Genomic DNA, 22,680 nt, shown 5'->3' with positions numbered 1-22,680 from the left:
GCCCGCGGTTCGTTTTTGGTCGTCGCCTCGGTGGGGAAGCCGCGATCTGGTGGCAGGTTATCTCGTTTCCGGTTCGTCGTTCGCTTCCTCGTTACCGTTCCCGTCGCTCGCCTTCTCGTGTTCGTCTTCGTCGTCCGCCTCCTGGTTTCCGTTCTCGTCGCCCGCCGTCTCGTTCCCGTCCTCGTCGTCCGCGTCCCCGCGCTCGTCCTCGTCGTCCGCGTCCCCGCGCTCGTCCTCGTCGTCCGCGCCCCCGCGCTCGTCCTCGTCGTCCGCGCCCCCGCGCTCGTCCTCGTCGTGTGCGCCCCCGCGCTCGTCCTCGTCGTGTGCGCCCCCGCGCTCGTCCTCGTCGTGTGCGCCCCCGCGCTCGTCCTCGTCGTCCGCGTCCCCGCGCTCGTCCTCGTCGTCCGCGTCCCCGCGCTCGTCCTCGTCGTGTGCGCCCCCGCGCTCGTCCTCGCCGATCACGTCGTCGACGATGTCCTCGTCGACGCTCAGTTCGCCGGGTTCCGCGGGATCGGCCTGCGGTTCGTCGGTCGCGAGTCGGTCGAGTTCATCGGGCGATCGCTCGTCCACTCCGACGCTATCGACCGACGCTGACCCTCTCGGCTCGTTGCCGTCGCGATCGTCTGCGCCGTCGGTCCCGTTTCCGTCGTCGTCGGAACGGATCGAATCCGGACCGACCTCGTCCCGGACCGATTCCGGCGCGTCCGGGACGTCGAGTTCGTCCGGTACGGAGTCCGGTGCTCGCGCCAGCGCGGCGTCGAGGGCGTCGTCGCCCGGCGTCCCGATCGGGATCGGACTCGCCTCGTCGAGGACGTCGTCGATCCGGTTGCGAAGCGTCTCGATCGGCTGTGAGGGAATCGGTCCGATCTCGGCGACGGCTCGCCGGAGGACGCGCCTGAATCGATCGCTGAGAGCGTAGACGACGGCGCCAGCGAGGAGGCCGAGGAGTACCGCCCTGACGAGCCCGGAGCGGCTCGTGGCGCCGTCGCCCCGGCCGGTTCCCCCGTTCGTACCGCTCGGTTCGGTACCGCGGTCGATGATCGACGAGCGTGGAGTCACGGCGGTCCTACGGGGGCCACGGAAAAGCGACTTGGGGGTCCGTCGCCGGGGTCGACGTCGGGTCGCGATCCGTCGGGGACCGTCGTGCCATCGCCATCGACCATCGCGTCGCCTCCACCGACCGTCGCGTCGCCGTCATCGACCGTCACGTCGCCGTCATCGACCGTCGCGTCGCCGTCATCGACCGTCGCGTCACCGCCAGCGATCGTCGCGTCACCGCCAGCGATCGTCGACGACGGTCAGACGTCGGTCGCCGCGCGCTCGAAGACGAACTCCTTCAGCAGTTTCCCAGCCAGCGCCGCGGCCTGCCCGTCGTCGCGGTCGTTCACCTCGACGACGTCGAACCCGGTCGCGTGCGGGGCGACGGCGCGAACGGCGTCGCGCATCTCGCGCGGCTCCAGGCCGAACGGTTCCATCGTTCCCGTCCCCGGCGCGTACGCCGGGTCGGCGCCGTCGATATCGACGCTCAGGTAGACCTCGCGGTCGCCCAGTAGCGTCTCGGGGTCGGTCTCGGCGAGCCAGTCGCCGACCTCCTCGGGCGGGACGACCGTCACGTCGTCCGCGGCGGCGCGCTCCCACTCCGCCTCGCTGCCCGTTCTGGCGCCGAGGACGATCGCTTCGTCGACGCCGTCCGTTTCGAGGATGCGCCGGGTGGCGCAGGCGTGGTTCAGCGGATTGTCGTCGTAGGCGTCGCGCAGATCGAGGTGCGCGTCGAGACAGACGAACACGTCGGGCTCGACGGCTCGGACGCCCGCGAGGGAGACCGTGTGCTCGCCGCCGATCGTCAAGGGGACGGCGCCGTCCCAGACGACGTCGCGAAGGGTCCCCTCGAGGTACTCCAAGTACTCCGCGACGTCGTCCCAGGCGCGGACGTCGCCCGCGTCTCGAACCGCGAGCTCGGTGAAGTGCTGGCCCGTCCGGTGGTCGTAGTCGTCGAACGTCTCGGAGAAGTGTCGGACGCGCCGGGGCCCGAAGCGAGCGCCCGGCTGAAAGGTCGTCGACGCGTCCAGGGGCGCGCCGACGATCACGAAGTTCGCGCCGTCGCGGTCGGCCGCCGGGCCTCCCGCGTCGGTGTGGTCCTCGCGCCCGTCGCTCGCCCCGGGGAACATCAGACGATCTTGCGCTGGCCTTCCATCTCGAGGAACTCGATCTCGTCCTCGGGCGAGGCGTCGACGTCGTCGGGGATCCGCATCGTGAACGTCTCGTAGGTTTCGAGGTCCATCACCTGCATGTCGTCGCCGTCGGTCGAGACGACCTGTCCCTGCTTGCGCTCGATGATCGGGACGCGGATCTTCGCGTCGACGGGCTGGGAGAGCGAGCGCTTCTTGTCGTCGAAGACGCCGCGAGCCTCGATCCGGGCCTTGGCGCTACCGTGTTTACCGGGTTTGGCCGTCGAGTACGCGTTGATCTTACACGCCGCCTCGTCGATCATGACGTAGCCGCCTTCCTGGAGGTCGCGAACTTCCTTCTGTTGGGTCGCCATAGGGCCGGATAAACAACCGAGGGGTATAAACGGTTTGAAACCGCGCGACGGGCTCCCGGCGATCCGAAATCCGGCGCGTTCGAGGGGTCGACTCGCCGTCCGCGCGGCCGTCTCGGCGCCGTCCGCGCTACCGTCTCGGCGCCGTCCGCGCCACCGCCCGGCGCCGGCCGACGTCGTCATCGCCGGTTCACGAACGCGACTCCCGTCCCGGCGCGATCGATCCGCGTTCCGCTCGATGATCGCTCGGGAACCGCTCGATGAGCGCTCGGCGACGAACGGCCGCTTCGAGAGCCGACCCGAAACCGTTTTTCGTGCACCGTTCGATGCTCGGTCGATGGTCGAGGAGGCGCTGATCGTCGGCTCGTTCGCCCTGGCGGCGCTCGCGACGGTGCTGTTGGTTCGGATTCTCCGACGAAACCGGCGTCGGCGTGGCGCACCGACCGGCCGCTTGAACGACCGGCTCGCCGAAACCCACACGGTGGAGCGAACCCACCTCGAGCGTCCGCCCCGAGTCAGCGAGCTGGCGACGGTGGGGCGGACGGACGACGGCGCCCCCGTCGTCGTCCCGATCGTCGAGGTCGAACTCGGCTCGACCGAACCGCCGAGCGAGGAACTGGCGTTCGAGTTCGTGGCGAGCGTCCTGCGGGCGATCCACCCCGAGCTCTCCGAGCGCTCGGTCCGCCACTACGACGTCCGATTCCGGTTCGGGCCGAGCGGCCTGCTCGTCTCGCGCAATTGCATGCGGATCGCCGTCACCCCCGCGCTGGCCGAGCGGCTCGTCGCCGAGGATGACTACCGGCCCCGCGACCTCCGGCGCGCCGTCCGGCGAGCCGACGACGGCGACGAGGCGGAGGCGCCGGTGTTGTGGGGGGAGTGCCGATCGTACTGAGGGCGTCTCGGCGCGCTCGGCCGGATCCCGACGCCGTCGCTGATACCCCCTGACCCGTGCCGCAACCGTAGCGCTTAGCCCGGCGCGGCGTCGAGACGATGGCGATGACCGCCTTCGCCTCCCTGGAGGAGACCTGCGCGACCCTCGCCGATCGGTCGTTCGACCGCCCGCCGGCGATCGTCTGCAACGCCCACATCACGGGCCTCGGCGTCGCCCGGGCGCTCGCCGCCCGCGATATCCCCGCGATCGCGCTCGACCGCTCGGGGGACGGCGTCGCCCCGCGCTCGAGCGACGTCGTCGCCGCGGGCGAGGTCACCTTCCCGCTCGACGACGCCGACGGTTTCCGGCGCGACGTCGAGCGAGTGGCCGAGACGCTCGATCACGAGCCAGTCATCTTCGGCTGCATGGACGAGTGGGTCCACGCGATCGCCGGGACCGAGCCCGCGGGCGTCCGCCGCCCCTTCGCGGACCAGGCGGTGATCGACGCCGTCCTCGACAAGGAGTCGCTGTACGCGCTCGCCGACGACCTGGGCGTGCCGTACCCGGAGACCTATCGGCTCTCGGGCTTCGGCGACGACGCCGGGCAGGGCGCCGCGGCCGCTGGTGTCGACCCGATTCCGGCCCTCGATCCCGACGAGGCCGCCGCCGAACTCGGCTTCCCCCTCGTCGTCAAGCCCGCCAGAAAGCGCGAGTTCGAGGAGCTGCTGGGCACCAACGTCGTCGAGGTCGCAGACAGCGAGGAGTACCACGAGCTGCTCGACCGGGCTGGCGACGCGGGGGTCCGCGTCATGGCCCAGGAGAAAGTGCCCGTCGCGGTCGGCGAAGATCGCTCCGTCGCCTCCTACGTCTCCCCGGACGGCGAGCGCCTGGGCGTCGTCGGTAACGCGCGCGTCCGCTACCCGCGGGGATACGGCACCTCCTGCGTCGTCGACCGCGTCGCGGACCCCGAACTCGAGGAGCGCGCGTTCGGCCTCCTCGAGGCGGCGGGCTACCACGGCATCAGCGAGGCCGAGTTCGTCTACGACACCGACCGCGGGGAGTACGTTCTCCTGGACGTCAACACGCGACCGTGGAAGTGGATCGGCATGCCCGTCGAAGCCGGCGCGAACCTGCCGTACGCCGCCTACGCCGACGCCGTCGGGATCGAGTACGACGCGGGCGAGCTCCGCGAGGACGTCCGCTGGCTCTACCTCCGGGACTACCTGGCGGGCCTCGCCGGGAGCGAGGGAGGGGTCGACGTCCTCTCCGATGCGGAGTGGGAGGCGCTGCTCACCGGCGAGTTCGAGTCGACGCCCGGCCTGACGACGGGCGTCTATCGACCCTCGGATCCCGAGCCGACGCTCCAGCAGCTCGAAACGGAATTCAGCCGGCGGGAGTACTACTGTTCCTGTTGAGCGGGATCAACGGCGTCGATCGAGTCGTGTTGACAAATTTCCGCCGCCGTCCCCACTTCGACGACAGTCCCGTCCCTGCGGTACGTTTTCGGTCGCCCGTCACCACCCGATACGTGTGCCCGACCCGACGACCTGGGAGGTCGAACTCAGGATTCCCGAGGACGCCCGCCTCGCGGCTGTCGGCGAGTCTCGGACCAACGGGAGCGGGCGGGCGAAGTACTCGTTCAGACTCCTCTCCGGTCCTCGAGCGTCCGTTGGCATTCGTGATTCGGCCTCGAGTTGACCGTCGATTCGAGCGACGTTGAACTGTAACGAAGACATTCAGAATGTCATATGGGAGACAGTATTAAGGGGGTAGATTCGTTCCTGTTACTCCATGACATGGTCCAACCGAGACTGGTGGCCGGACCTGCTGAGAGTAGATATCCTCGACGATAACGCCGTGGACGCCGGTCCGTACGGCGAGGACTTCGACTACGCGGAGGAGTTCCAGAAACTCGACCTCGAGGAGGTGAAGGCGGACATCGAGGAGGTGATGACGGCCTCCCAGGAGTGGTGGCCGGCCGATTACGGTCACTACGGGCCGCTTTTCATCCGGATGGCGTGGCACAGCGCGGGAACCTATCGTACGCTCGACGGCCGCGCTGGCGCGTCCGGTGGCCTCCAGCGTCTCCCGCCCGAGAGCAGCTGGCCGGACAACGTAAACCTCGACAAGGCCCGCCGCCTGCTCCAGCCAGTCAAGCTGAAGTACGGACGCCAGCTCTCGTGGGCCGACCTGATGGTCCTCGCCGGGAACGTCGCCCTGGAGTCGATGGGGTTCGAGACGTTCGGCTTCGCCGGCGGCCGCGAGGACGAGTACACGCCCAACGAGGCCGTCGAGTGGGGTCCCGAGACGGAGTGGGAGACGACCTCGCCCGAGCGCTTCCACGAGGGGGAGGTCGGCAACCTCAAGGACCCGCTCGCGAACACCGTCATGGGGCTCATCTACGTGAACCCCGAAGGGCCGTACGGCGAACCCGACCTCGAGGGTTCCGCGAAGAACATCCGAAACGAGTTCGAACGCATGGCGATGACCGACGAGGAAACGGTCGCGCTCATCGCCGGCGGTCACACCTTCGGGAAGGTCCACGGCGCCGACGACCCCGACGAGAACCTCGGTCCCGAGCCCGAGGCGGCTCCCATCGACCAGCAGGGCCTCGGCTGGCAACGCGAAGGCAGCGAAGACAAGATCGGCGGGCTCGACGTCATCACCAGCGGTATCGAAGGGCCGTGGAACGCCACGCCGATCCAGTGGGACACGGGCTACGTCGACAACTTGCTCGATCACGAGTGGGAACCCCACAAGGGCCCCGGCGGTGCGTGGCAGTGGCGAGCGAAACACGAGGAGGACCTCGAGCCCGCACCGGACGCCCAGGACTCGTCGGAGACGCAGCTGCCGATGATGCTCACGACGGACGTCGCGCTCAAGCACGACCCCGACTACCGGGCGGTCCTGGAGCGCTTCCAGGAGAACCCCGACGAGTTCCAGGAGGCGTTCGCGCGGGCGTGGTTCAAGCTCCTGCACCGCGACATGGGTCCACCCGAACGGTACCTCGGCCCGGAGGTCCCCGACGAGACGATGATCTGGCAGGATCCCGTCCCCGGCGCCGACTACGAACTGGTCGGCGAGGAGGCGATCGACGAACTCGAGGCGGAGATTCTCGATTCGGATCTCTCCGTCCCGCAACTGGCCAAGACGGCGTGGGCGTCGGCGTCGACGTACCGCGACAGCGACAAGCGCGGCGGCGCGAACGGCGCCCGCATCCGCCTCGAGCCACAGCGAAGCTGGGAGGTCAACGAGCCCGAGGAGCTGGAGACGATCCTTTCGACATACGAGGAGATTCAGGGCGAGTTCAACGGCTCCCGCTCCGACGACGTACGGGTCTCGCTCGCCGACCTGATCGTCCTGGGCGGCAACGCGGCCGTCGAACAGGCCGCCGGCGAGGCCGGCTACGACGTGGAGGTACCGTTCGAACCGGGCCGCACGGACGCCGTACAGGAGCAAACCGATGTCGAATCCTTCGAGGCACTCGAGCCGAAGGCCGATGGCTTCCGGAACTATCTCGGTGGCGAGTACGACGATCTGTACGACTCGCCCGAGGAGCGGCTGGTGGACCATGCGCACCTGCTGACCCTGTCAGTACCCGAGATGACGGTGCTGGTCGGCGGCGTGCGCGCGCTGGGGGCGACCTACGGGGACGCCGACCGAGCCGCCTTCACCGACGAGCCCGACACCCTGACGAACGACTTCTTCGTGAACCTGCTCGATATGAACTACGAGTGGGAGCCGGTCTCGGAGGACGGAGACGTCTTCGAAATCCGCGACCGCGACACCGGCGACGTCGAGTGGGAAGCGACCCGCTTCGACCTCATCTTCGGCTCGAACGCCCGGCTTCGTGCACTCGCGGACGCCTACGGTGCCGCCGACGGCGAGGAAGTATTCGTCCGTGACTTCGTGGCCGCCTGGAGCAAGGTGATGACGCTCGATCGCTTCGGCCTCGAGTGAGTTCGACTGATACGGACTCGTCGTGCCGATGACCGGTGCGTACGACCCCGGAGTCGTCGATTTCGGGAAACAGTCCGTCCGGAAATCACCGAGAGCGCCTGCCCCGGGGACCGAGCGTACCTCGAGCCGGTCGTCTCGCGCGTGTACGATCTGGGCGGCACGCTGCCGAACGACGTCCGCGACTTCGCCGAGCCGTACCGCTGGTGGACGGGAACCGGAAACGAATACGCTCGCCTCCGCTCGTGCCCGGATCTTCACCCCGAAAACTCGGTCACGACCTCGACCCCGCTGGTCTCGTATCCGTCCATCGCCGCCAGCCGGTCGGAGACCTCCTCCAGCGACACCCGGTTCGTCACCAGCCGGCCCGGATCCAGCGCGCCCGACTCGATCATCCGGAGGAGTTCGTCGTACCGGGTGGGCGGCATGCCCCGCGAGCCGAGCACGGAGACGTCCCAGCGGGTGATCGCGTCCATCGGGAGCGCGATTTCGCCCCGCTCGGCCGCGGTCGTCAGCCCCAGTTGGACGTGCGTCCCGCGGGGGCGCAGGCAGCGGACGCTGTTACGACAGGTTTCAGCGCGCCCGAGCGCGTCGACGGAGACCTCGACGCCGCCGTCGGGGCCGGGCCCCGACCGGCCCGACGGCGAGTTACCGGCCGATTCGCTGCCCGACTCCACCCCGTCCGCCAGCTCGGCGACCGCTTCCGGGACGTCACCCACCTCGCTCGCGTTCACGGTCTCGTCCGCTCCCAGGTCCGCGGCCATCGACAGCGGCGCCTCCCGGACGTCGACCGCGATCGCGCTCGCACCGAGCGCGTCCGCGATCTGGACCGCGGCCAGTCCCAGACCGCCACAGCCGTGGACGGCCACCCGGTCGCCGGCCCCGATCCCAGCGCGGTGGGCCAGCGCGTGGAACGCGGTCGCGTACCGGCAGCCGAGCGCTGCCACGGTTTCGGCGGAGACGCTCGACGGGAGGCGAACCGCGTTGTACTCCGCGCCGGGCACGTGCACCCGCTCGGCGAACGCGCCGGGCGCGGCTTCCTCGAATCCCAGCGCGTAGCCGTCCTCGCAGACGTTCCCGCGTCCGTTTCGACACTGCGGGCAGGTGGCGTCGCCGAGGTTGAACGGGACGGCGACCCGATCGCCGACCTCCAGCGCGGTGACCCGCGAGCCGACCTCGCGCACCCGACCCGCGGGTTCGTGGCCGAGGATCTGCCCGAGCGGCACCCGGTCGTCGGCCCACTCGCCGTGGCCCATCCAGGCGTGCCAGTCGCTGCGGCAGATGCCACAGGCCTCGACTTCGACCACGACGCCGTGCGGGGCGGGCTCGGGCGGATCGACCTCATGGATCGCGAGCGGTTCGCCGTACCCCTCGAGCACTGCGGCGCGCATGGGCGTCGAGACGGGCGGGGGAGGGTAAAGCGTTCGCTCGGTGAACTGGAGACGTCGCGCCGGAACCGCCTGCGTTCGAGACGCCGGCCCGCCTTACCACCTTCCCGACGTATTTCAGGACGGGACCGCAAGGGCGTTCGATGAGCGATCACCTGCACTTCAACCTCTTCACCATGAACTCGGTGGAGCACGTTTCGCCGGGGACCTGGCGGATCCCGGGGGACCAGTCCCACCGCTACGTCGACCGGGAGTACTGGACGGAGGTGGCCAGGACGGCCGAGCGCGGCGGGCTCGACGCCGTCTTCTTCGCCGACGTCCGCGGGATCTACGACGTCTACGAGGACAGCCGCGACCCGGCGATCCGGCGGGCGATCCAGACGCCCTCGAACGCCCCGCAGTCGCTGGTGCCGGCGATGGCCGAGGTGACCGACCACCTCGGCTTCGCCGTGACGCGATCGACGTCGTACGTCCACCCGTACCAGCTGGCGCGGGAGCTCTCGACGCTCGATCACCTCACCGACGGCCGGGTCGCGTTCAACATCGTGACGTCCTACCTCGAGAGCGCCGCGCGCAACCTCGGACTCGACGGACGGATCGAGCACGACGAGCGCTACGACCGCGCCGACGAGTTCATGGAGGTCTGTTACCGCCTCTGGGAGGACTCCTGGGACGACGACGCGGTCGTCCGCGACGCCGACCGTGGCGTCTACACGGAGCCCGAGAAGGTGCGCGCGATCGACTTCGAGGGCGAGTACTTCTCCGTGGCGGGACCCCACGGCTGCGAGCCGTCTCCCCAGCGGACGCCCGTGCTCTACCAGGCCGGCTCCTCCGACCGCGGCCGGGAGTTCGCCGCCACCCACGCCGAGGCGGTCTTCGTCTCCCAGCCCACGATGGAGGCCACCCGGAGCTACGTCGAGGACATGCGCGAGCGCGTCGCCGAGACGGGTCGGGACCCGGACTCCCTCAAGTTCTTCCCCGGGATCGTGGTGATCACCGGCGAGAGCGACGAGATCGCGCGGGCGAAGCGCGAGACCTACGAGTCGTACGTCGACGTCGAGGGCACGCTCTCGCTGCTCTCGGGGTTCGTGGACATGGACCTCTCGGAGCTCGACCCCGATCAGAAGGTCGAGCACATCGAGACGGAGGCGATCCAGGGCGTCATCAACGCCTTCACCAAAAACGACCCCGACCGCGACTGGACGGTCGGCGAGGTCGCCCGCTTCGCGGGCCTGGGCTCGACCTCCCCGGTGGTCGTCGGCTCGCCCGCGCAAGTGGCCGACGAGATCGAGCGCTGGCGCGATGCGGTCGGCGTCGACGGCTTCAACCTGAAAGAGGTGACCCGGCCCGGCACGCTCCGGGACTTCGTCGAGCTGGTGGTGCCGGAGCTGCGCGAGCGCGGTCTCGCACGCGAGTCATACGGAGGCGGGACGCTCAGAGCGAACGTCTTCGGCCGCGAACGACTGGCGGTCGATCACCCGGGTCGACGGGAGTGATCCCGGCGGCGTCGGCCGGTCGACCTCTCTCGGGTCTGTAGAGCGACCTCTCTCGGGTTTGTGGATCGATCTCTTTCGGGCCCGTGGAGCGACCTCCTTCGAGTCTGCTGAGCGACCTCCCTCGGGCCCGTGGAGCGACCTCCCTCGGGTATGTTGGGCAATTTCGTCCGGGTCGGGGAGACAACCGCGGATAGCGTCTGCTGGTGGACCGCGGTCGACGTCGCCGGGAGCGTCAGCTATCGGGGGCATCGAAATACGAGAATCCGCGACCGGGGGTGATCGCCGTTCAGCCGAGTCGGCGTTCGCTCCGGGTCGGGCCGGCGGCGCCGTCGATCCCGTTCCCGGGCTCCAGATCGACCACGATCGGTCTGTCCGCCTCGCAGACCACCGTCACGCGGTACCCGGCGTACTCGAACGAGACGCTTCCCGAGCGGATCGTGCCGGTTCGGGTCGACGCGAAGAGCGCGTCGAGCGCGTCGGGGTCGATCGCGTCGTACAGCGCCGGCAGGTCGACCGGATCCGACCCCTCGCGCTCGGCGACGGCCCGGAGCACGGCGGCGGTCGTGGAATCGACGCCACCGCACGCGGTCGAATCGGCGGATCTCGTGAACACAGCCGAACCAAGTTGGGAGGGACCATATATATTGCGACGATTCCCTCCGGTCACGTAACTGTCGGGTACGCGACGACGGAAGCCCCGTCGCCGCTCACCCGATCACGCGTCCCACTCGCGCGAGCCCCTCCTCGAGCTCGTCGGTCGGCAGCCCGAAACCGATCCGGAAGTACTCGGGGCGGCCGAAGTACTCGCCGGGGGCGAGGACGACGCTCGCCTCCTCGACGACCGTTCTACAGAAGTCCTTCCCGTTCTCGAAGCCGTCGGGGACCGTGACGAGGCCGTTGACGCCGACGGGGTCGTACCACTCGAGGCCGCGATCGTCGAGGAAGTCGGCCACGCGGTCGCGGTGGTCGGCGGCGAGCGCGCGGTTCTCGCGGATGATCTCGTCCTCCGCGTCGCCCAGCGCCTGGCGGGCGACGTGCTGGCCGAAGATCGAGGGCGAGATAGTGGTGTAGTCCTTCCAGCGGACGGCCGCCTCGATCACTTCCCGGGGGCCGGCGATCCAGCCGAATCGCGTCCCGGCCAGCCCGTAGGCCTTGGTGAGGCTCGTCGTCGAGATCCCGTGATCGTAGCACTTCGCGACGGGCTCTCGGGGTTCCTCGGCGAGCAGGCGGTACACCTCGTCACAGAGGAGGTACGCGCCGTGGTCTGCCGCGACCTCGGCGATCGCGTCGACGACCGCCGGCGGGTGGTACCGACCCGTGGGGTTGTTGGGGTTGTTGAGCACGACGACGGCGGTCTCGTCGGTGACCGCCTCGGCAACGGCGTCGGGATTTAGTTCCCAGTTCGGTGGCTCGAGCGGGACGCGGCTCACTCGACCGACGGCCTCGGGAACCGCGTGGAGGGCCTGGTAGGTCGGCGTGACGACGACGGCGTGATCGCCCTCGCCGAAGCCGCCGTCGGCGCCGTCGGGCGCCGTTTCGTCGAGCAGCGCGAGGAACGCCAGGAAGTTGGCCTCCTGGGTGCCGCAGGTGAAGCAGACCTCGTCGGCGGCGCGGTCGTATCTCGCGGCGACGTCGGCCCGGAACTCGGGATCGCCGTCGGTCGGGATCACGTATCCCAGCTCGCCGGGGTCGGTGTCGAAGCGGTCGCTCGAGAGGCTGCGGATCCCGCTCTCGGCGAGCATGATGTCTGCGTCGTGCTCGTACTCGTCGAACCAGCGCTCGAGGCCGAATGGGGCGATCTGCATGTGGGTCGCTACGCGAGCGGGCTACCAAGTAGGCTGGGTCGCCGGCAGTCGGCGTCAGGGCCGACCACGGTTGTTTGTTGGAGCTGGACCGTCGGGTTACGACTCCCACCGAAATCCGGTGCGCTCCGCTGGCGGCTCCAGTGGACTCGCTGGTAACTCTGCTGGTGGCTCCGGCAGGTTGAACGCGCCCGGCGCGACGTCGTTCGGCGCGTCGTGATACAGGAGGGAGGACAGCAGCTGCAACTGACCCCGACCCACGCCGAGTTCGAACTGCCCGCCGCCGTACTGGTCGATGCCGCGATCCCGACAGTATTCGATCGTCTCGAACAGCGACTCCAGCGAGCCGAATCTGGAGGGCTTGATGTTCATCCAGCCCGGCTCCCATGGCAGATTCCGGACGTCGTCAAGGCCGTGGATCGGGGCGTCCCAGGCCACCCGCTCGCGGACCGCCGGTTCCTCGAACAGCGGCTCCGTCTCGGGGGTCAGCGCGGGGTCCTCGATCACCGCCTCCGGGAAGGCCTCGATGACCCGCTCGTAGAGCGTGGGGTCTGCGGGGGCGTCGACCTCGGTCCCCTCGTAGTGGCCTTTGAGGTCGAGGACGCGGACCGCGTCGAGGTCCGCGAGGGCGGCGATCAGCTCCTCGTCCCACTCGGGTGTGGGGTCGAGTTTGAACTCGATGTCGGGCACGCGCTCGCGGAGGCGCTCGACGCGGTCGAGCGTGGGCGGGTCGCCCAGTCGCGTGCTCGCGACGAATCGGACGGGGTCGCGCTCGCGGTCGAGCGCGCTCGCGAGGTCGGTCTCCGCCTGCCGGAGGGCGAGGTCGAGCGCGGCGCTCTCGATCGCCCACCGCCGATAGTGGCGAAATGCGGGGTTGTCGGGGTCGCCCGACGGGAACAGATCGAGGGCGCCGACGTGCTCGGAAAACGAGTCGACGGTGTACTCGCCCTGGAGGTCGGGCAGTCCCGTCCCCGCGAGCGTCTCGTGCTCGTCGGCGTCGTACGTGACGTCCTCGCCCTTGCCGGCGACGGTACCGTCGTGGGGTCCGGGACCGCCCAACGCGACGGTGGTCGTCACCCGGGTGAACTCGCTCGAGGTCTCACGCTCGTGTCGGTCGAGGGCGACCGACTCGATCGAGAGCGGCAGGTCCGCGATCCGGTCGTAGATCATACGCGGACTCTGCGGGCCAGCGAAAAGAGTGTTGACCCGATTCACTCCTCTCCGCGTCGCTCTCGAAGCCGCTGGCGCGTAAATTGGGGCTTCGCGCCGATCGTCTTTCGCTTGCTCCGGAACGAGCGGTAGAGCTGGACCGTCGCGAGGAACCCGAGCGCGCCCGCGGCGACGGCGACCTCGGGGGTCTCGAGCGCGTATCCCAGGCCGCTCGTCACGATCGCCGCGGCGAGCACGAACCCGTAGATCACCCGCCGGGCGAGCCGGTCGAAGTGGTCCTCGGGGTCCTCGATGCCGGCCCGGACGTAGAGGTCGTCGCGCTCGAGTCGGTCGAGGGCGCGCTCGGCTTTGGGCGGGACGCGGACCGCCGCCCGGGCTCCATCGCGGAGTTGCTCGCGGCTCTCGGTCAGGAACGTTCGAACCGACTCCTCGCGGTAGCCCTGTTCGGTCAGGTAGTCGGTCGCGACGTCGATGAAGTCGAAGTCGGGGTCGAGGGTGACGCAGACCCCTTCGACGACGGTCGCCACGCGGAGGACGAGCGCGAGGTTCTTGGGCAGCCGGAAGGGGAACTCGTAGATGGAGTCCTCGATGCGGTCGACGATCCGCTGGACGCGGTAGCGCTCGACGTCCTCGCCGCGGGCGTCCTGGATCGCCAACTCGAGCACTTCGGACATCACCGCGCGGTCGGCGTCCGGGCTCAGGGTTCCGGCCTCGACCAGCGCGTCGAGGACGGCGTCGGTGTCGCGGTTGGCGACGGCGACGTAGAAGTCGACGATCTTCTCCTGGATGAACGGATCCACTCGGCCCGACATGCCGAAATCGTAGAAGACGATCTTTCCGTCCTCGGTCACCGAGAGGTTGCCCGGGTGCGGGTCGGCGTGGAAGACGCCGTCCTCGATGATCATCTGCAGGTACGCTCGCTGGAGGGTCTCCGCCAGTCGGGTGCGGTCGACCCCGCGCTCGTCGAGGCCCGCGACGTCGGTGATCTTCGTCCCGCCGACGAACTCCATGGTGAGCACCCGCTCGCCCGAGCGCCCGTCGATCACGTCCGGGAAGACGAACCGGTCGTCGTCGTCGAAGTTGGCGGCGATCTCCCGGAGCATCGCGGCCTCGCGCTCGTAGTCCATCTCCTCGCGGATCGTCTTCGCGAACTCGTCGGCGAGGTTCTCGAGCGAGAACGCCCGGGCGTCGCCGACGAACCGCTGGAGCAGTGGCAGCGACCAGCGGATCACCCGGAGGTCGGCCTCGACGAGCTCCTCGACGCCGGGTCGGCGGACCTTCACCGCCACGTCGCGGCCGTCGGCTCGCGCGCGATAGACCTGTCCGAGGCTCGCCCCGCTGATCGCCTCGGTCTCGAAGTCGTCGAAGCGCTCGTCGACGGGGCCCAGCTCGTCCTCGACGACCTCGCGGGCCGCCTCCCACTCCGCCGGCGGGACCTCGTCCTGGAGGGCGGAGAGGACGTCGACGTACGCCGGCGGGAGCACGTCGGGTCGGCTCGACAGCAGCTGGCCCAGCTTGACGAACGTCGGCCCCAGCGCGAACAGCGACGCGAGCAGCACCTCCGCGCGTTCGCGCTGGGTCGCCGGATCGGCCCGTCTGGGTTTGCCGAACAGGAGGAAGCGCCGCCGATCGCGCGCGTACGCGAGTAACAGAGGGAGAAACTGCCACGCGACGAGAACGAACCGGCGGTACGCGCGGAGTCGCCCCAGAACCCTCACCTCGCGTTAGGCCGACTCGTCTTCGACTACGTCGATCGTCGTCGCGCCGTCTTTCGGCAGCCGCACCTCCACCACGCCGCGCTCGACGGCGGTCTCGACGGCCTCGCCGGTGACGTCGTCCGGCATCGTCAGGCTCAGCTCCCTGTTGACCGTCCGATTCTCTTCGACGTACTCGAAGTCGTCGGGGAAGGTTTCCTCGCGGCGGGCCTCGACGCACAACCGTCCGTTCTCGACGGTCACGTCGATGCTCGCCGCGGAGGCGCCCGGGACGTCGAGCACGAGCAGGTAGGCGTCGTCGCTTTCCAGCAGATCGAAGAATACGTCGTCGGGGAGTTCCCGCAGGGCGTCGCGAAGGGCGGCCATGGTGACCGGTTCGGAGGCCGGAACGAAAAAGGCCGCGGTAGGAGCGCGGGGACGGCGACCTGGAGCGGGTTGGCGGGGAGAACGACCGCGCTCGAGAACGAGGCACCCGTGCGAGGTCGGTGTGTCGCGGTGACCGATGAGCGTTCCGACACGTGCGGAAGCGGCCGAAGGCCGCGGCCGTCGCGCGATCGTCGCCATCGGTTTCGATGATCGCGGCTGTTTGTGCCGTCGCGTCTCTCTCGAGCGAGGCGAAAAATAAGTACGTTCGGCCGAAAGTCGCGGTCCATGAGAAGTGGCGAACCCGGCGGGTCGTCGAGACCGTGCGGGGTGGACGGTGGGGACGGATCCTCGAGCGGACTGGCGAAGCCGTGGTACGAGACCGGAATCGGCCTCGCGGTCGTGGGAGCGAACGTCCTCCTGACGATCGTGCTGGTCCTCCTGACGACCGATCTCTTCGTCTTCGGCTCGACGGAGGTGGCCGGCGCCGAGGTCGGCGTCGTCCCCTGGTACATCTACGTCTTCAGCGTGCTCGGGGCGCTCGGGTACGTCTTCACCGCACTGACCGACGACTTCCACTGCCCGACGGCCAAGGTACTGCAGTTCAACTTTCGGGTGCCGGCGGCGCTGCCCCTCGGCGCCGGCGTCTTCCTCCTCTCCGACGTCGTCCTCGCCGACGCGAGCGGGGTCGAATCGGTCGTCGCCGGGCTCGCCTTCCTCGCGGGACTGTACGTGAACCTGGCCTACCGGCGACTCGGTGCGCTGGCCGAGCGGCTCCTCCCGGACCGCGGGGACGGGCGCGGAGACGCTGGCGCCGACGACGACGGGGACGCGCCCGAGGACGACGGGGACGCGGCCGAGGACGACGGGGACGCGGCCGATGACGGTACGGAACGACGGCCCAAGGGGGGCACGGAGCGATCGATCGAGTTCGACGAGCGCGGCGACGGGGCGGCGGCGACCGAGGACGCGGACGAGGGTACCGACGGCCCGGCCGGCGAGCGGACTGGGGAGCGGCCGGCCGAGTAGGGCCGCCTCCGGGCCGTCGGTTGGCGGCCCCAGCTCGTCGGTTTCCGTCCCCAGTCCGTCGGTTGCCGGCCCCCAATCCGTCGGTTAGCGGCCCCCAGTCCGTCGGTTAGCGGCCCCCAGTCCGCCGGTTTTCGCTCCCAATTCGTCGGTTACTGGCCCGCGCTCCATCGGTTTCGGGCTTCTCATCTGCCGGTGATAGCCTTCGGCCGTCGACGGCCGACACGCAGTCCGCGGATCACGCGCTCCGGATTCGAAGCGTGCGGCCCCGGGTCCCCACGCTTTTTGCCTCGCCGGACGGAGGCTCATCCATGGAAGGCGCCGATCCCGATCGCCGGACGGCCGGATTCAAGGAGCGAACGCGGGTGGACGAAGCGCGGGCGATCCTGCGCGAGGCCGTCGTCGGGGCGGACGAGTCGGTCGGCGGGGCGGCGGGCGAGCCGGTCGTCGACGTCGAGACCGTTCCGATCGAATCGGCCGACGGTCGCGTCCTGGCCGAGTCGGTGACGGCCGAGCGGGACGTTCCCCACTACGAGCGCGCGGCGATGGACGGCTACGCGGTGCGCGCCGCGGACACCCACGGCGCCTCGGGCCGGTCGCCAGCGGTGCTCCGGATCGCCGAGGGACGCGACGACGGACCGGCGCCAGTCGAGCGCGGAGCCGCCGCCAGGGTCCACACCGGGAGCGCGCTTCCCGACGGCGCCGACGCCGTGGTGATGATCGAGCACGTCACCGAGCTGGCGGACCTCGGCGAGCTCGAGGTCGAGGACGCGGTCGCCGCGGGCGAGAACGTCGCGCCCGTCGGCGAGGACGTGGAGGCGGCCGCGACGCTCTACGAGCCCGGCCACCGGCTGCGGCCGTCGGACCTCGGCCTCCTGCGGTCGGTCGGCGTGGATCGCGTATCCGTCGCCGACGGGCCGACGGTGAGCGTGATTCCGACCGGCGAGGAGCTCGTCGACCCGGGCGAGGAACCCGGACCGGGACAGGTCGTCGAGACGAACGGCCTCACCGTCTCGCGGCTGGTCGAACGCTGGGGTGGCGGGGCGACCTACCGCGACGTCGTCACGGACGATCCGGACGCGCTCCGCGCGGCGATCGAGCGCGACCTCGCGGCGGACGTCGTCGTCACGACGGGCGGCTCGTCCGTCGGCGAACGGGACCTCCTGCCGGAGGTGATCGACGGGCTCGGCGAGGTGCTCGTCCACGGCGTGGCGCTCAAGCCGGGCCACCCCGTCTGCCTCGGGATCGTGGAGGAGACGCCCGTGCTCGCGCTCCCGGGCTACCCCGTCGCCTGCATCGTCAACGCCGTCCAGTTCCTGCGCCCCGTCCTGCGGTGGCTGGAGGGCGCGCCCGTCGAGGACCACCCGACGGTCCGGGCGCGCCTCGACCGGAAGATCCCCAGCGAGCCGGGGACGCGGACGTTCGCCCGGGTGAAGCTGGAGGCGCGCGGGACCGACGGCGATGACGATCGCGACTCGGACGACGGGGAACGGTCGCACGCGGCGATTCCGACCCGGGCCAGCGGATCGGGCGTCCTCTCGAGCGTCGCACTGGCGGACGGCTGGGTGGTCGTCGACGAGTCCCGGGAGGGGATTCCGGCGGGCGAGACGATCGACGTCGAGCTGTGGGAGTCTCCGGACGGGTGATCGTCGAGCTGTGGAATCGATCGGGCCGTTCGCCACGCTCGAGGCGACCGGCCGGATCCGCCGGCCTCGTCGCGTCAACGCTCTTGGCGACCCGGGTTCAATAGCGACCCGTGATGCGAACGGCTCGGACCGACGCCTCGCTGCTCCCCGCGCTCGACCTCGAGTCGACGGTGAGGGCCGGTCACGACGTGGGGCTCCACGCGGTCGCCGCAGGCGATCCCGACGACCCGCTCGTCGTCCTCCTGCACGGCTTTCCGGAGTTCTGGTACGGCTGGCGCAACCAGATCGAACCCCTCGTCGAGGCCGGGTTTCGGGTGCTCGTCCCGGACCAGCGGGGCTACAACCTGAGCGAGAAGCCCGGCCGCGTCTGGGACTACCGGATCGAAGCGCTCTCCCGCGACGTCGTCGAACTGATTCGGGGCGAGGACCGCGAGTCCGCGCACGTCGTCGGCCACGACTGGGGCGGGGCCGTCGCCTGGGACCTCGCGCTCCGGTACCCGGACGCCGTCGACCGGCTCGGCATCTGTAACGTCCCGCACCCGTCGGTGTTCCGACGCCACCTGCGGTCGAACTGGAAACAGCTGCGCAAGAGCTGGTACGCCTTCTACTTCCAGCTGCCGTGGCTTCCCGAGCTGGGCTGTCGGAGGGGAAACTACGCTGCCCTCGAGAAAGCCATGCGCGGTCGCGCCGCGCCCGGCTCGTTCACCGACCGCGACCTGGACCGGTATCGCGAGGCGTGGTCGAAATCCGGTGCGCTCACCGCCATGCTCAACTGGTACCGCGCCGCGGTTCGCCACCGGACCACGCCGCCCCGCGAGATCGTCGCGCAGCCGACCGCGGTGATCTGGGGCGAGGAGGACGTCGCGCTGGAGGCCGACATGGCGCCCGAGAGCCTCGCCTACTGCGAGGACGGCCGTCTCGAACGCTTTCCCGGCGCGAGTCACTGGGTCCCCCACGACCGGGCCGAGGCGGTGACGGCGCTGCTCGTCGAGCACCTCTCCGCCGAGTGAACTCGAGTCGCGAGAGATTTTACGCCCGGGTCTCGAACGCCCGCCCATGGAACGCAAGGAGTTTCGCGACCTGGCCGACCCGGAGGAGGCCCGCGAGGCGATCCGCTCGCTCGCGCTCGAGGGCGGGATCGAGCGGGTCCCCCTCGCCGAGGCGAGCGGCCGAGTGCTGGCGTCGCGGATCGACGCCGAGCTCGACGTCCCGGGATTCGATCGGGCGAGCCTCGACGGCTACGCGCTTCGGGCGGGCGACACCGTCGGCGCCGACGAGGCGGATCCCGCGAGGCTGACGGTCGTCGGCGAGGTGCACGCCGGCGAGGAGCCGTCGGTCGCGGTCGGCGAGGGCGAGGCGGTCGAGATCTCGACTGGCGCGGTGATGCCCGACGGGGCGGACGCGATGGTCCCCGTCGAGCGGACGGACGCCGACGAGGACGCGGTATTGGTCCGGACGAGCCTGGCGCCGGGGGACAACGTGATGTTCGCCGGCGCGGACGTCGCGGCGGGCGAGCGCGCGCTCGGGCCGGGAACCCGGATCACGCCGCGGGAGGTCGGCCTGCTCTCGGCGCTCGGCGCCGATGAGGTGCCCGTCCGGTCGTCCCCGCGGGTCGGGATCGTCTCGACGGGCGACGAGCTGGTCCCGCCCGGCGAGGCGCTCCGCAGCGAGCGCGGGGAGATCTACGACGTCAACGGCTACGCGATCGCCGCGGCCGTCTCCGAGGCCGGCGGCGACCCCGTCCGCTATCCCCACGTCGGCGACGACTGGGACGCGATGGAGGACGTGTTGCGCGAGGCGGCGGGCGAGTGCGACCTCGTGCTCTCGTCCGGTTCGACCAGCGCCAGCGCCGTCGACGTCGTCTACCGCGTGATCGACGAACTCGGCGAGCTCCTCCTGCACGGCGTGAGCGTCAAACCCGGCAAGCCGATGCTCGTCGGCCGCCTGGACGGGTCGGCCTACGTCGGCCTGCCCGGCTACCCCGTCTCGGCGATGATGGTGTTTCGAACCTTCGTCGCGCCGGCGATCCGCGAGGCCGCCGGGCTCCCCGCGGCCGAGACGGCGACGGTCGAGGGCCGGATGGCCGTCGAGGAGCGCTACGCCGAAGGCCGGCGCCGGCTCATGCCCGTGGGCCTGGTCGAATCCGGGCCGGACGAACGGCTGGGCGGCGAGGGCGAGGGGCCGCCTACCGGCGCTCCGCTCGTCTACCCGGTCGACAAGGGCAGCGGCGCGACGACGAGCCTCGCGGCGGCCGACGGCATCGTCGAGGTGTCCGCGGATACGGACTACCTCTCGGCGGGCGAGCCGGTGACGGTGACGCTCTTCTCGCCCGACGTCGAGCCGCCGACGCTGCTCGGCGTCGGCGAGGACGACCCGACGATCAACCGCGTCCTCGACCGCCTCGAGAACCCGCGATACCTCTCCGAGGGGAGCCGTCCCGCGGTCCGCCGGCTCCGGACGGGCGTCCCGGACGTGGCGGTCGTCGCGGGGCCCGTGGAGCGCGAGCTCGCCGCCGACGAGATCGGGCGCTTCTCGCGGACGTGGGGGCTCATCGTCCCGCGGGACAACCCCGACGCCGTCGAGGGGCTCGCGGACCTGATCGAGCGCGACCTTCGGTTCGTCAACCGGACGACCGACTCCGGGATGCGCCGCAGCCTCGACGCCTCGCTCGCGGAGCTCGCCGAGCGAACCGGGCGCGGGCGCCGCGCGGTCGAGGGGGCGATCGACGGCTACGCGGCGGGCCTGCGAGCCCACGAGAGCCCCGCCCGCCGCGTCGCGGCCGGCGACGCGGACGCCGCCCTCGGCCTCCGGGAGACCGCCGAGCGCCTCTCGCTGGGGTTCGTGCCCGTCGACGAGGAACCCGTCCGCCTGCTCGCGAACCCCGATCGACGCGAAAAGGAGGGCCTCGAGCGGCTCGAGACCGCGTTCCGCACCGTCGTCGAGGACGTCGCGTGATCGGGTCGTCTCTCGCACGTCCTGCCGGACCGATTCGACGCTCGCGTTGTCTCGCTCGAATCGGGTCGCCGCGAGCGTGACTCACGTGATCGGACCGGCTCTCGCGTGGTCTCGCGTGAATCGGATCGAGTCACCGCGAGCGTGGCGTCGCCTCGCAAGCGGTGCTCGGACCGATTCCACCGCCTCTCGAATCGTCCCGTCGGCCTCCGCCGGCGATCGGTAAGCGAACCTGACCGTCGTCGACGCTGAGTGTGGCGTTTTTACGGCTCTTCGGTGTACTCTCTCCGATGTCCACGATCGCCGAGTTCCGGGTTCCCGCCGACGACCTGGCCCTCTCGGCGGCCTTCGACCGGCTGCCGGAGATGGTCGTCCAGCTCGAGTCCTCGATATCGCGAACGGTGCCGTCCCTGTGGATCGCCGGCGGCGATCCGGCCGAGGTGGGAGCGGCGCTCGCCGCCGATCCCTCGGTGGACGACGCCGAGCTCCTGATCGAGACGGTCGACCGACTCCTCTACGACGTCACGCCGGCGCCGGCGACCCGGCGGCGCTTCGACCGGCTCCTCGAGGCCGACGCGACCGTTCTCGACATCACGGGAAAGAACGGCTGGTGGCACCTCGAGATGCGATTTCCGGAGCGAGACGCCCTGGCCACCACGCACGACCGCCTCGACGAGAACGGCGCGTCGGTCGAGGTCGTCCGCGTGGCGAAGCTGGGCGGTCGTCCGGGAACCGGGCACCCTCGACTCACCCCCGAACAGCGCGAGGCCCTGGTGGCCGCCTTCGAGCACGGCTACTTCGAGATTCCCCGGCGGACCTCGATGGAGGAGCTGGCCGCCGAGCTCGGCATCTCCCACCAGGCGCTCTCCGAGCGGCTGCGTCGGGCCTACGAGACCCTCGTCGACGCCGAGTTGCAACCGGCGAGCGGTCGATCGGTCTGACGTTTCGGGCCGGCGGTGACCGAGGACGACCCGCGAGTACGGCCTACCTCAGCTCGTCGAACGACTTCACGCGATAATCGCCGAGCACGCAGTGACCGCGCTGTTCCGGACCGAGTCGGTCGACGTGGATGGCGTCGAGGCCTGCGTTCCAGGCGGCGCCGACGTCGCAGGAGCCGTCGCCGGCCAGCACGCCCGCGTGGCCGTTGTGCGCGACTCCGAGGTCGGCCATCACGGACTCGACCGGACGCGGGTCGGGCTTCCAGCCGGTCTCCTCGGTGCAACAGAGGACGACGTCGAACCAGTCGCGGATGCCGACGTGCTCGAGGACGGGCTCGGCGAGGAACGCCTGGCAGTGGGTCACCAGCCCCACCGGCGCGTCGAGGGTACCGACGAACTCGGCGTCTTCGTGAAGGTAGGTGGACTCCGCGCGGACGAGCGGGTCTTCCTCGGCGTGGAAGGCCGTCCAGAACGCTTCCGGGTCGATCCCCCACTGGCGGAGCTGGCGGTCCCGGGACCCCGTCAGCCCGTGCCAGACGATCTCGGCCTCCTCGTCGGTGAACCGGCGACCGAGCCGGTCGCCGACCCGGTCGAACACCTCGCGGGTGTAGCGCCACTCGACGTCGACGAGCGTGCCGTCGAGGTCGAGCAGCCAGAAGTCGTACTCGGAGACCATCGGGAACGCACACTAGGTCGTTGTTCGACAAGAAATTTCCGGCGTTTCACCGGCGATGATCCCCACTCGATCGGAACGTGGACGTCGGGCTGGTGGGCGAAGGACTGGGTCGCGAGAAGCGGTCGGGCTCGCGGGAGCGGT

19 protein-coding genes are annotated in these 22,680 nt (G+C 70.3%); 9 read left to right on the top strand and 10 right to left on the bottom strand.

The genetic code is table 11. From position 1 onward, the window contains the following. Positions 1–57 precede the first annotated feature (57 nt). From QZT59_RS12930 to QZT59_RS12920, 3 genes are all read right to left on the bottom strand, one after another. Positions 58–1,059, bottom strand: a complete 1,002-nt coding sequence (locus QZT59_RS12930) for a hypothetical protein (protein ID WP_290816903.1) — start codon at positions 1,057–1,059, stop codon at positions 58–60. Between the two features lie 239 nt (positions 1,060–1,298). Then, the gene (gene speB / locus QZT59_RS12925) at positions 1,299–2,168 is read right to left on the bottom strand and encodes an agmatinase (protein WP_290816895.1); all 870 of its coding nucleotides are present in this window, start codon (positions 2,166–2,168) and stop codon (positions 1,299–1,301) included. Then, positions 2,168–2,542, bottom strand: a complete 375-nt coding sequence (locus tag QZT59_RS12920) for a translation initiation factor IF-5A (protein WP_290816885.1) — start codon at positions 2,540–2,542, stop codon at positions 2,168–2,170. Before QZT59_RS12920 ends, speB begins: the two co-directional genes overlap by 1 nt. A 334-nt stretch (positions 2,543–2,876) precedes the next feature. On the opposite strand from QZT59_RS12920, the gene QZT59_RS12915 reads away from it, so the two are divergent. The 3 genes from QZT59_RS12915 to katG all read left to right on the top strand — a co-directional run bounded on the left by QZT59_RS12915 (position 2,877) and on the right by katG (position 7,370). Beyond that, on the top strand, positions 2,877–3,431 hold the full coding sequence (locus tag QZT59_RS12915; RefSeq protein WP_290816882.1) for a hypothetical protein: 555 nt from the start codon (positions 2,877–2,879) through the stop codon (positions 3,429–3,431). Positions 3,432–3,529: 98 nt separating this feature from the next. Beyond that, complete coding sequence (locus tag QZT59_RS12910) at positions 3,530–4,825, top strand: carboxylate--amine ligase (protein WP_394348658.1); 1,296 nt, start codon at positions 3,530–3,532, stop codon at positions 4,823–4,825. Positions 4,826–5,201: 376 nt separating this feature from the next. Then, positions 5,202–7,370 carry a catalase/peroxidase HPI gene (katG, locus tag QZT59_RS12905; protein WP_290816875.1) on the top strand — a complete coding sequence of 723 codons (2,169 nt, stop codon included), beginning with the start codon at positions 5,202–5,204 and terminating at the stop codon, positions 7,368–7,370. Positions 7,371–7,624: 254 nt separating this feature from the next. Here the strand turns inward: katG and QZT59_RS12900 are convergent, their stop codons facing one another. Then, positions 7,625–8,758, bottom strand: a complete 1,134-nt coding sequence (locus QZT59_RS12900) for a zinc-dependent alcohol dehydrogenase family protein (RefSeq protein WP_290816872.1) — start codon at positions 8,756–8,758, stop codon at positions 7,625–7,627. A 140-nt stretch (positions 8,759–8,898) separates the two neighbouring features. On the opposite strand from QZT59_RS12900, the gene QZT59_RS12895 reads away from it, so the two are divergent. Further along, entirely contained in the window at positions 8,899–10,251 is a 1,353-nt protein-coding gene (locus QZT59_RS12895) for an LLM class flavin-dependent oxidoreductase (RefSeq protein WP_290816869.1), read from the top strand. A gap of 286 nt (positions 10,252–10,537) precedes the next feature. Here QZT59_RS12895 and QZT59_RS12890 read toward each other — a convergent pair whose 3' ends face one another. The 5 genes from QZT59_RS12890 to QZT59_RS12870 all read right to left on the bottom strand — a co-directional run bounded on the left by QZT59_RS12890 (position 10,538) and on the right by QZT59_RS12870 (position 15,304). Next, a complete protein-coding gene (locus QZT59_RS12890; protein ID WP_290816866.1) occupies positions 10,538–10,864 on the bottom strand; it encodes a HalOD1 output domain-containing protein in 327 nt (108 codons plus the stop codon). A gap of 94 nt (positions 10,865–10,958) precedes the next feature. Beyond that, positions 10,959–12,056 carry an aminotransferase class I/II-fold pyridoxal phosphate-dependent enzyme gene (locus QZT59_RS12885; RefSeq protein ID WP_290816863.1) on the bottom strand — a complete coding sequence of 366 codons (1,098 nt, stop codon included), beginning with the start codon at positions 12,054–12,056 and terminating at the stop codon, positions 10,959–10,961. Between the two features lie 96 nt (positions 12,057–12,152). Then, the gene (locus tag QZT59_RS12880) at positions 12,153–13,223 is read right to left on the bottom strand and encodes a hypothetical protein (RefSeq protein WP_290816860.1); all 1,071 of its coding nucleotides are present in this window, start codon (positions 13,221–13,223) and stop codon (positions 12,153–12,155) included. Between the two features lie 41 nt (positions 13,224–13,264). Further along, on the bottom strand, positions 13,265–14,932 hold the full coding sequence (locus QZT59_RS12875; protein WP_290816928.1) for an AarF/ABC1/UbiB kinase family protein: 1,668 nt from the start codon (positions 14,930–14,932) through the stop codon (positions 13,265–13,267). Between the two features lie 15 nt (positions 14,933–14,947). Then, positions 14,948–15,304, bottom strand: a complete 357-nt coding sequence (locus QZT59_RS12870) for an Hsp20/alpha crystallin family protein (RefSeq protein ID WP_290816857.1) — start codon at positions 15,302–15,304, stop codon at positions 14,948–14,950. A 285-nt stretch (positions 15,305–15,589) separates the two neighbouring features. Here QZT59_RS12870 and QZT59_RS12865 point away from each other — a divergent pair, with 285 nt between their 5' ends. The 5 genes from QZT59_RS12865 to QZT59_RS12845 all read left to right on the top strand — a co-directional run bounded on the left by QZT59_RS12865 (position 15,590) and on the right by QZT59_RS12845 (position 21,866). Further along, positions 15,590–16,330: a hypothetical protein gene (locus QZT59_RS12865; RefSeq protein WP_290816854.1), complete on the top strand. Its 741-nt coding sequence runs from the start codon at positions 15,590–15,592 to the stop codon at positions 16,328–16,330. Between the two features lie 308 nt (positions 16,331–16,638). Continuing rightward, a complete protein-coding gene (gene glp / locus QZT59_RS12860) occupies positions 16,639–17,973 on the top strand; it encodes a gephyrin-like molybdotransferase Glp (protein WP_290816851.1) in 1,335 nt (444 codons plus the stop codon). Positions 17,974–18,086: 113 nt separating this feature from the next. After that, positions 18,087–18,983 (top strand): alpha/beta fold hydrolase, encoded by an 897-nt coding sequence (locus QZT59_RS12855; RefSeq protein ID WP_290816848.1) that lies wholly within the window; start codon positions 18,087–18,089, stop codon positions 18,981–18,983. 46 nt (positions 18,984–19,029) lie between these two features. Further along, entirely contained in the window at positions 19,030–20,928 is a 1,899-nt protein-coding gene (locus QZT59_RS12850; RefSeq protein ID WP_290816839.1) for a molybdopterin biosynthesis protein, read from the top strand. 287 nt (positions 20,929–21,215) lie between these two features. Then, entirely contained in the window at positions 21,216–21,866 is a 651-nt protein-coding gene (locus QZT59_RS12845; protein ID WP_290816828.1) for a helix-turn-helix domain-containing protein, read from the top strand. Between the two features lie 43 nt (positions 21,867–21,909). Here the strand turns inward: QZT59_RS12845 and QZT59_RS12840 are convergent, their stop codons facing one another. After that, entirely contained in the window at positions 21,910–22,539 is a 630-nt protein-coding gene (locus QZT59_RS12840; RefSeq protein WP_290816825.1) for an HAD family hydrolase, read from the bottom strand. Between the last annotated feature and the right edge of the window lie 141 nt (positions 22,540–22,680).

It is taken from the genome of Halovivax sp. (assembly GCA_007119345.1).
Lineage (GTDB): Archaea > Halobacteriota > Halobacteria > Halobacteriales > Natrialbaceae > Halovivax.
This window is presented reverse-complemented; position numbering and strand designations above follow the sequence as displayed.

Excerpts from the sequence above, each read along its gene's own strand:
- speB (WP_290816895.1), bottom strand. The coding sequence starts at position 2,168 with ATGTTCCCCGGGGCGAGCGACGGGCGCGAGGACCACACCGACGCGGGA.
- QZT59_RS12920 (WP_290816885.1), bottom strand. The coding sequence starts at position 2,542 with ATGGCGACCCAACAGAAGGAAGTTCGCGACCTCCAGGAAGGCGGCTAC.
- QZT59_RS12915 (WP_290816882.1), top strand. The coding sequence starts at position 2,877 with ATGGTCGAGGAGGCGCTGATCGTCGGCTCGTTCGCCCTGGCGGCGCTC.
- QZT59_RS12910 (WP_394348658.1), top strand. The coding sequence starts at position 3,530 with ATGGCGATGACCGCCTTCGCCTCCCTGGAGGAGACCTGCGCGACCCTC.
- katG (WP_290816875.1), top strand. The coding sequence starts at position 5,202 with ATGACATGGTCCAACCGAGACTGGTGGCCGGACCTGCTGAGAGTAGAT.
- QZT59_RS12900 (WP_290816872.1), bottom strand. The coding sequence starts at position 8,758 with ATGCGCGCCGCAGTGCTCGAGGGGTACGGCGAACCGCTCGCGATCCAT.
- QZT59_RS12895 (WP_290816869.1), top strand. The coding sequence starts at position 8,899 with ATGAGCGATCACCTGCACTTCAACCTCTTCACCATGAACTCGGTGGAG.
- QZT59_RS12885 (WP_290816863.1), bottom strand. The coding sequence starts at position 12,056 with ATGCAGATCGCCCCATTCGGCCTCGAGCGCTGGTTCGACGAGTACGAG.
- QZT59_RS12880 (WP_290816860.1), bottom strand. The coding sequence starts at position 13,223 with ATGATCTACGACCGGATCGCGGACCTGCCGCTCTCGATCGAGTCGGTC.
- QZT59_RS12870 (WP_290816857.1), bottom strand. The coding sequence starts at position 15,304 with ATGGCCGCCCTTCGCGACGCCCTGCGGGAACTCCCCGACGACGTATTC.
- QZT59_RS12865 (WP_290816854.1), top strand. The coding sequence starts at position 15,590 with ATGAGAAGTGGCGAACCCGGCGGGTCGTCGAGACCGTGCGGGGTGGAC.
- glp (WP_290816851.1), top strand. The coding sequence starts at position 16,639 with ATGGAAGGCGCCGATCCCGATCGCCGGACGGCCGGATTCAAGGAGCGA.
- QZT59_RS12855 (WP_290816848.1), top strand. The coding sequence starts at position 18,087 with ATGCGAACGGCTCGGACCGACGCCTCGCTGCTCCCCGCGCTCGACCTC.
- QZT59_RS12850 (WP_290816839.1), top strand. The coding sequence starts at position 19,030 with ATGGAACGCAAGGAGTTTCGCGACCTGGCCGACCCGGAGGAGGCCCGC.
- QZT59_RS12845 (WP_290816828.1), top strand. The coding sequence starts at position 21,216 with ATGTCCACGATCGCCGAGTTCCGGGTTCCCGCCGACGACCTGGCCCTC.
- QZT59_RS12840 (WP_290816825.1), bottom strand. The coding sequence starts at position 22,539 with ATGGTCTCCGAGTACGACTTCTGGCTGCTCGACCTCGACGGCACGCTC.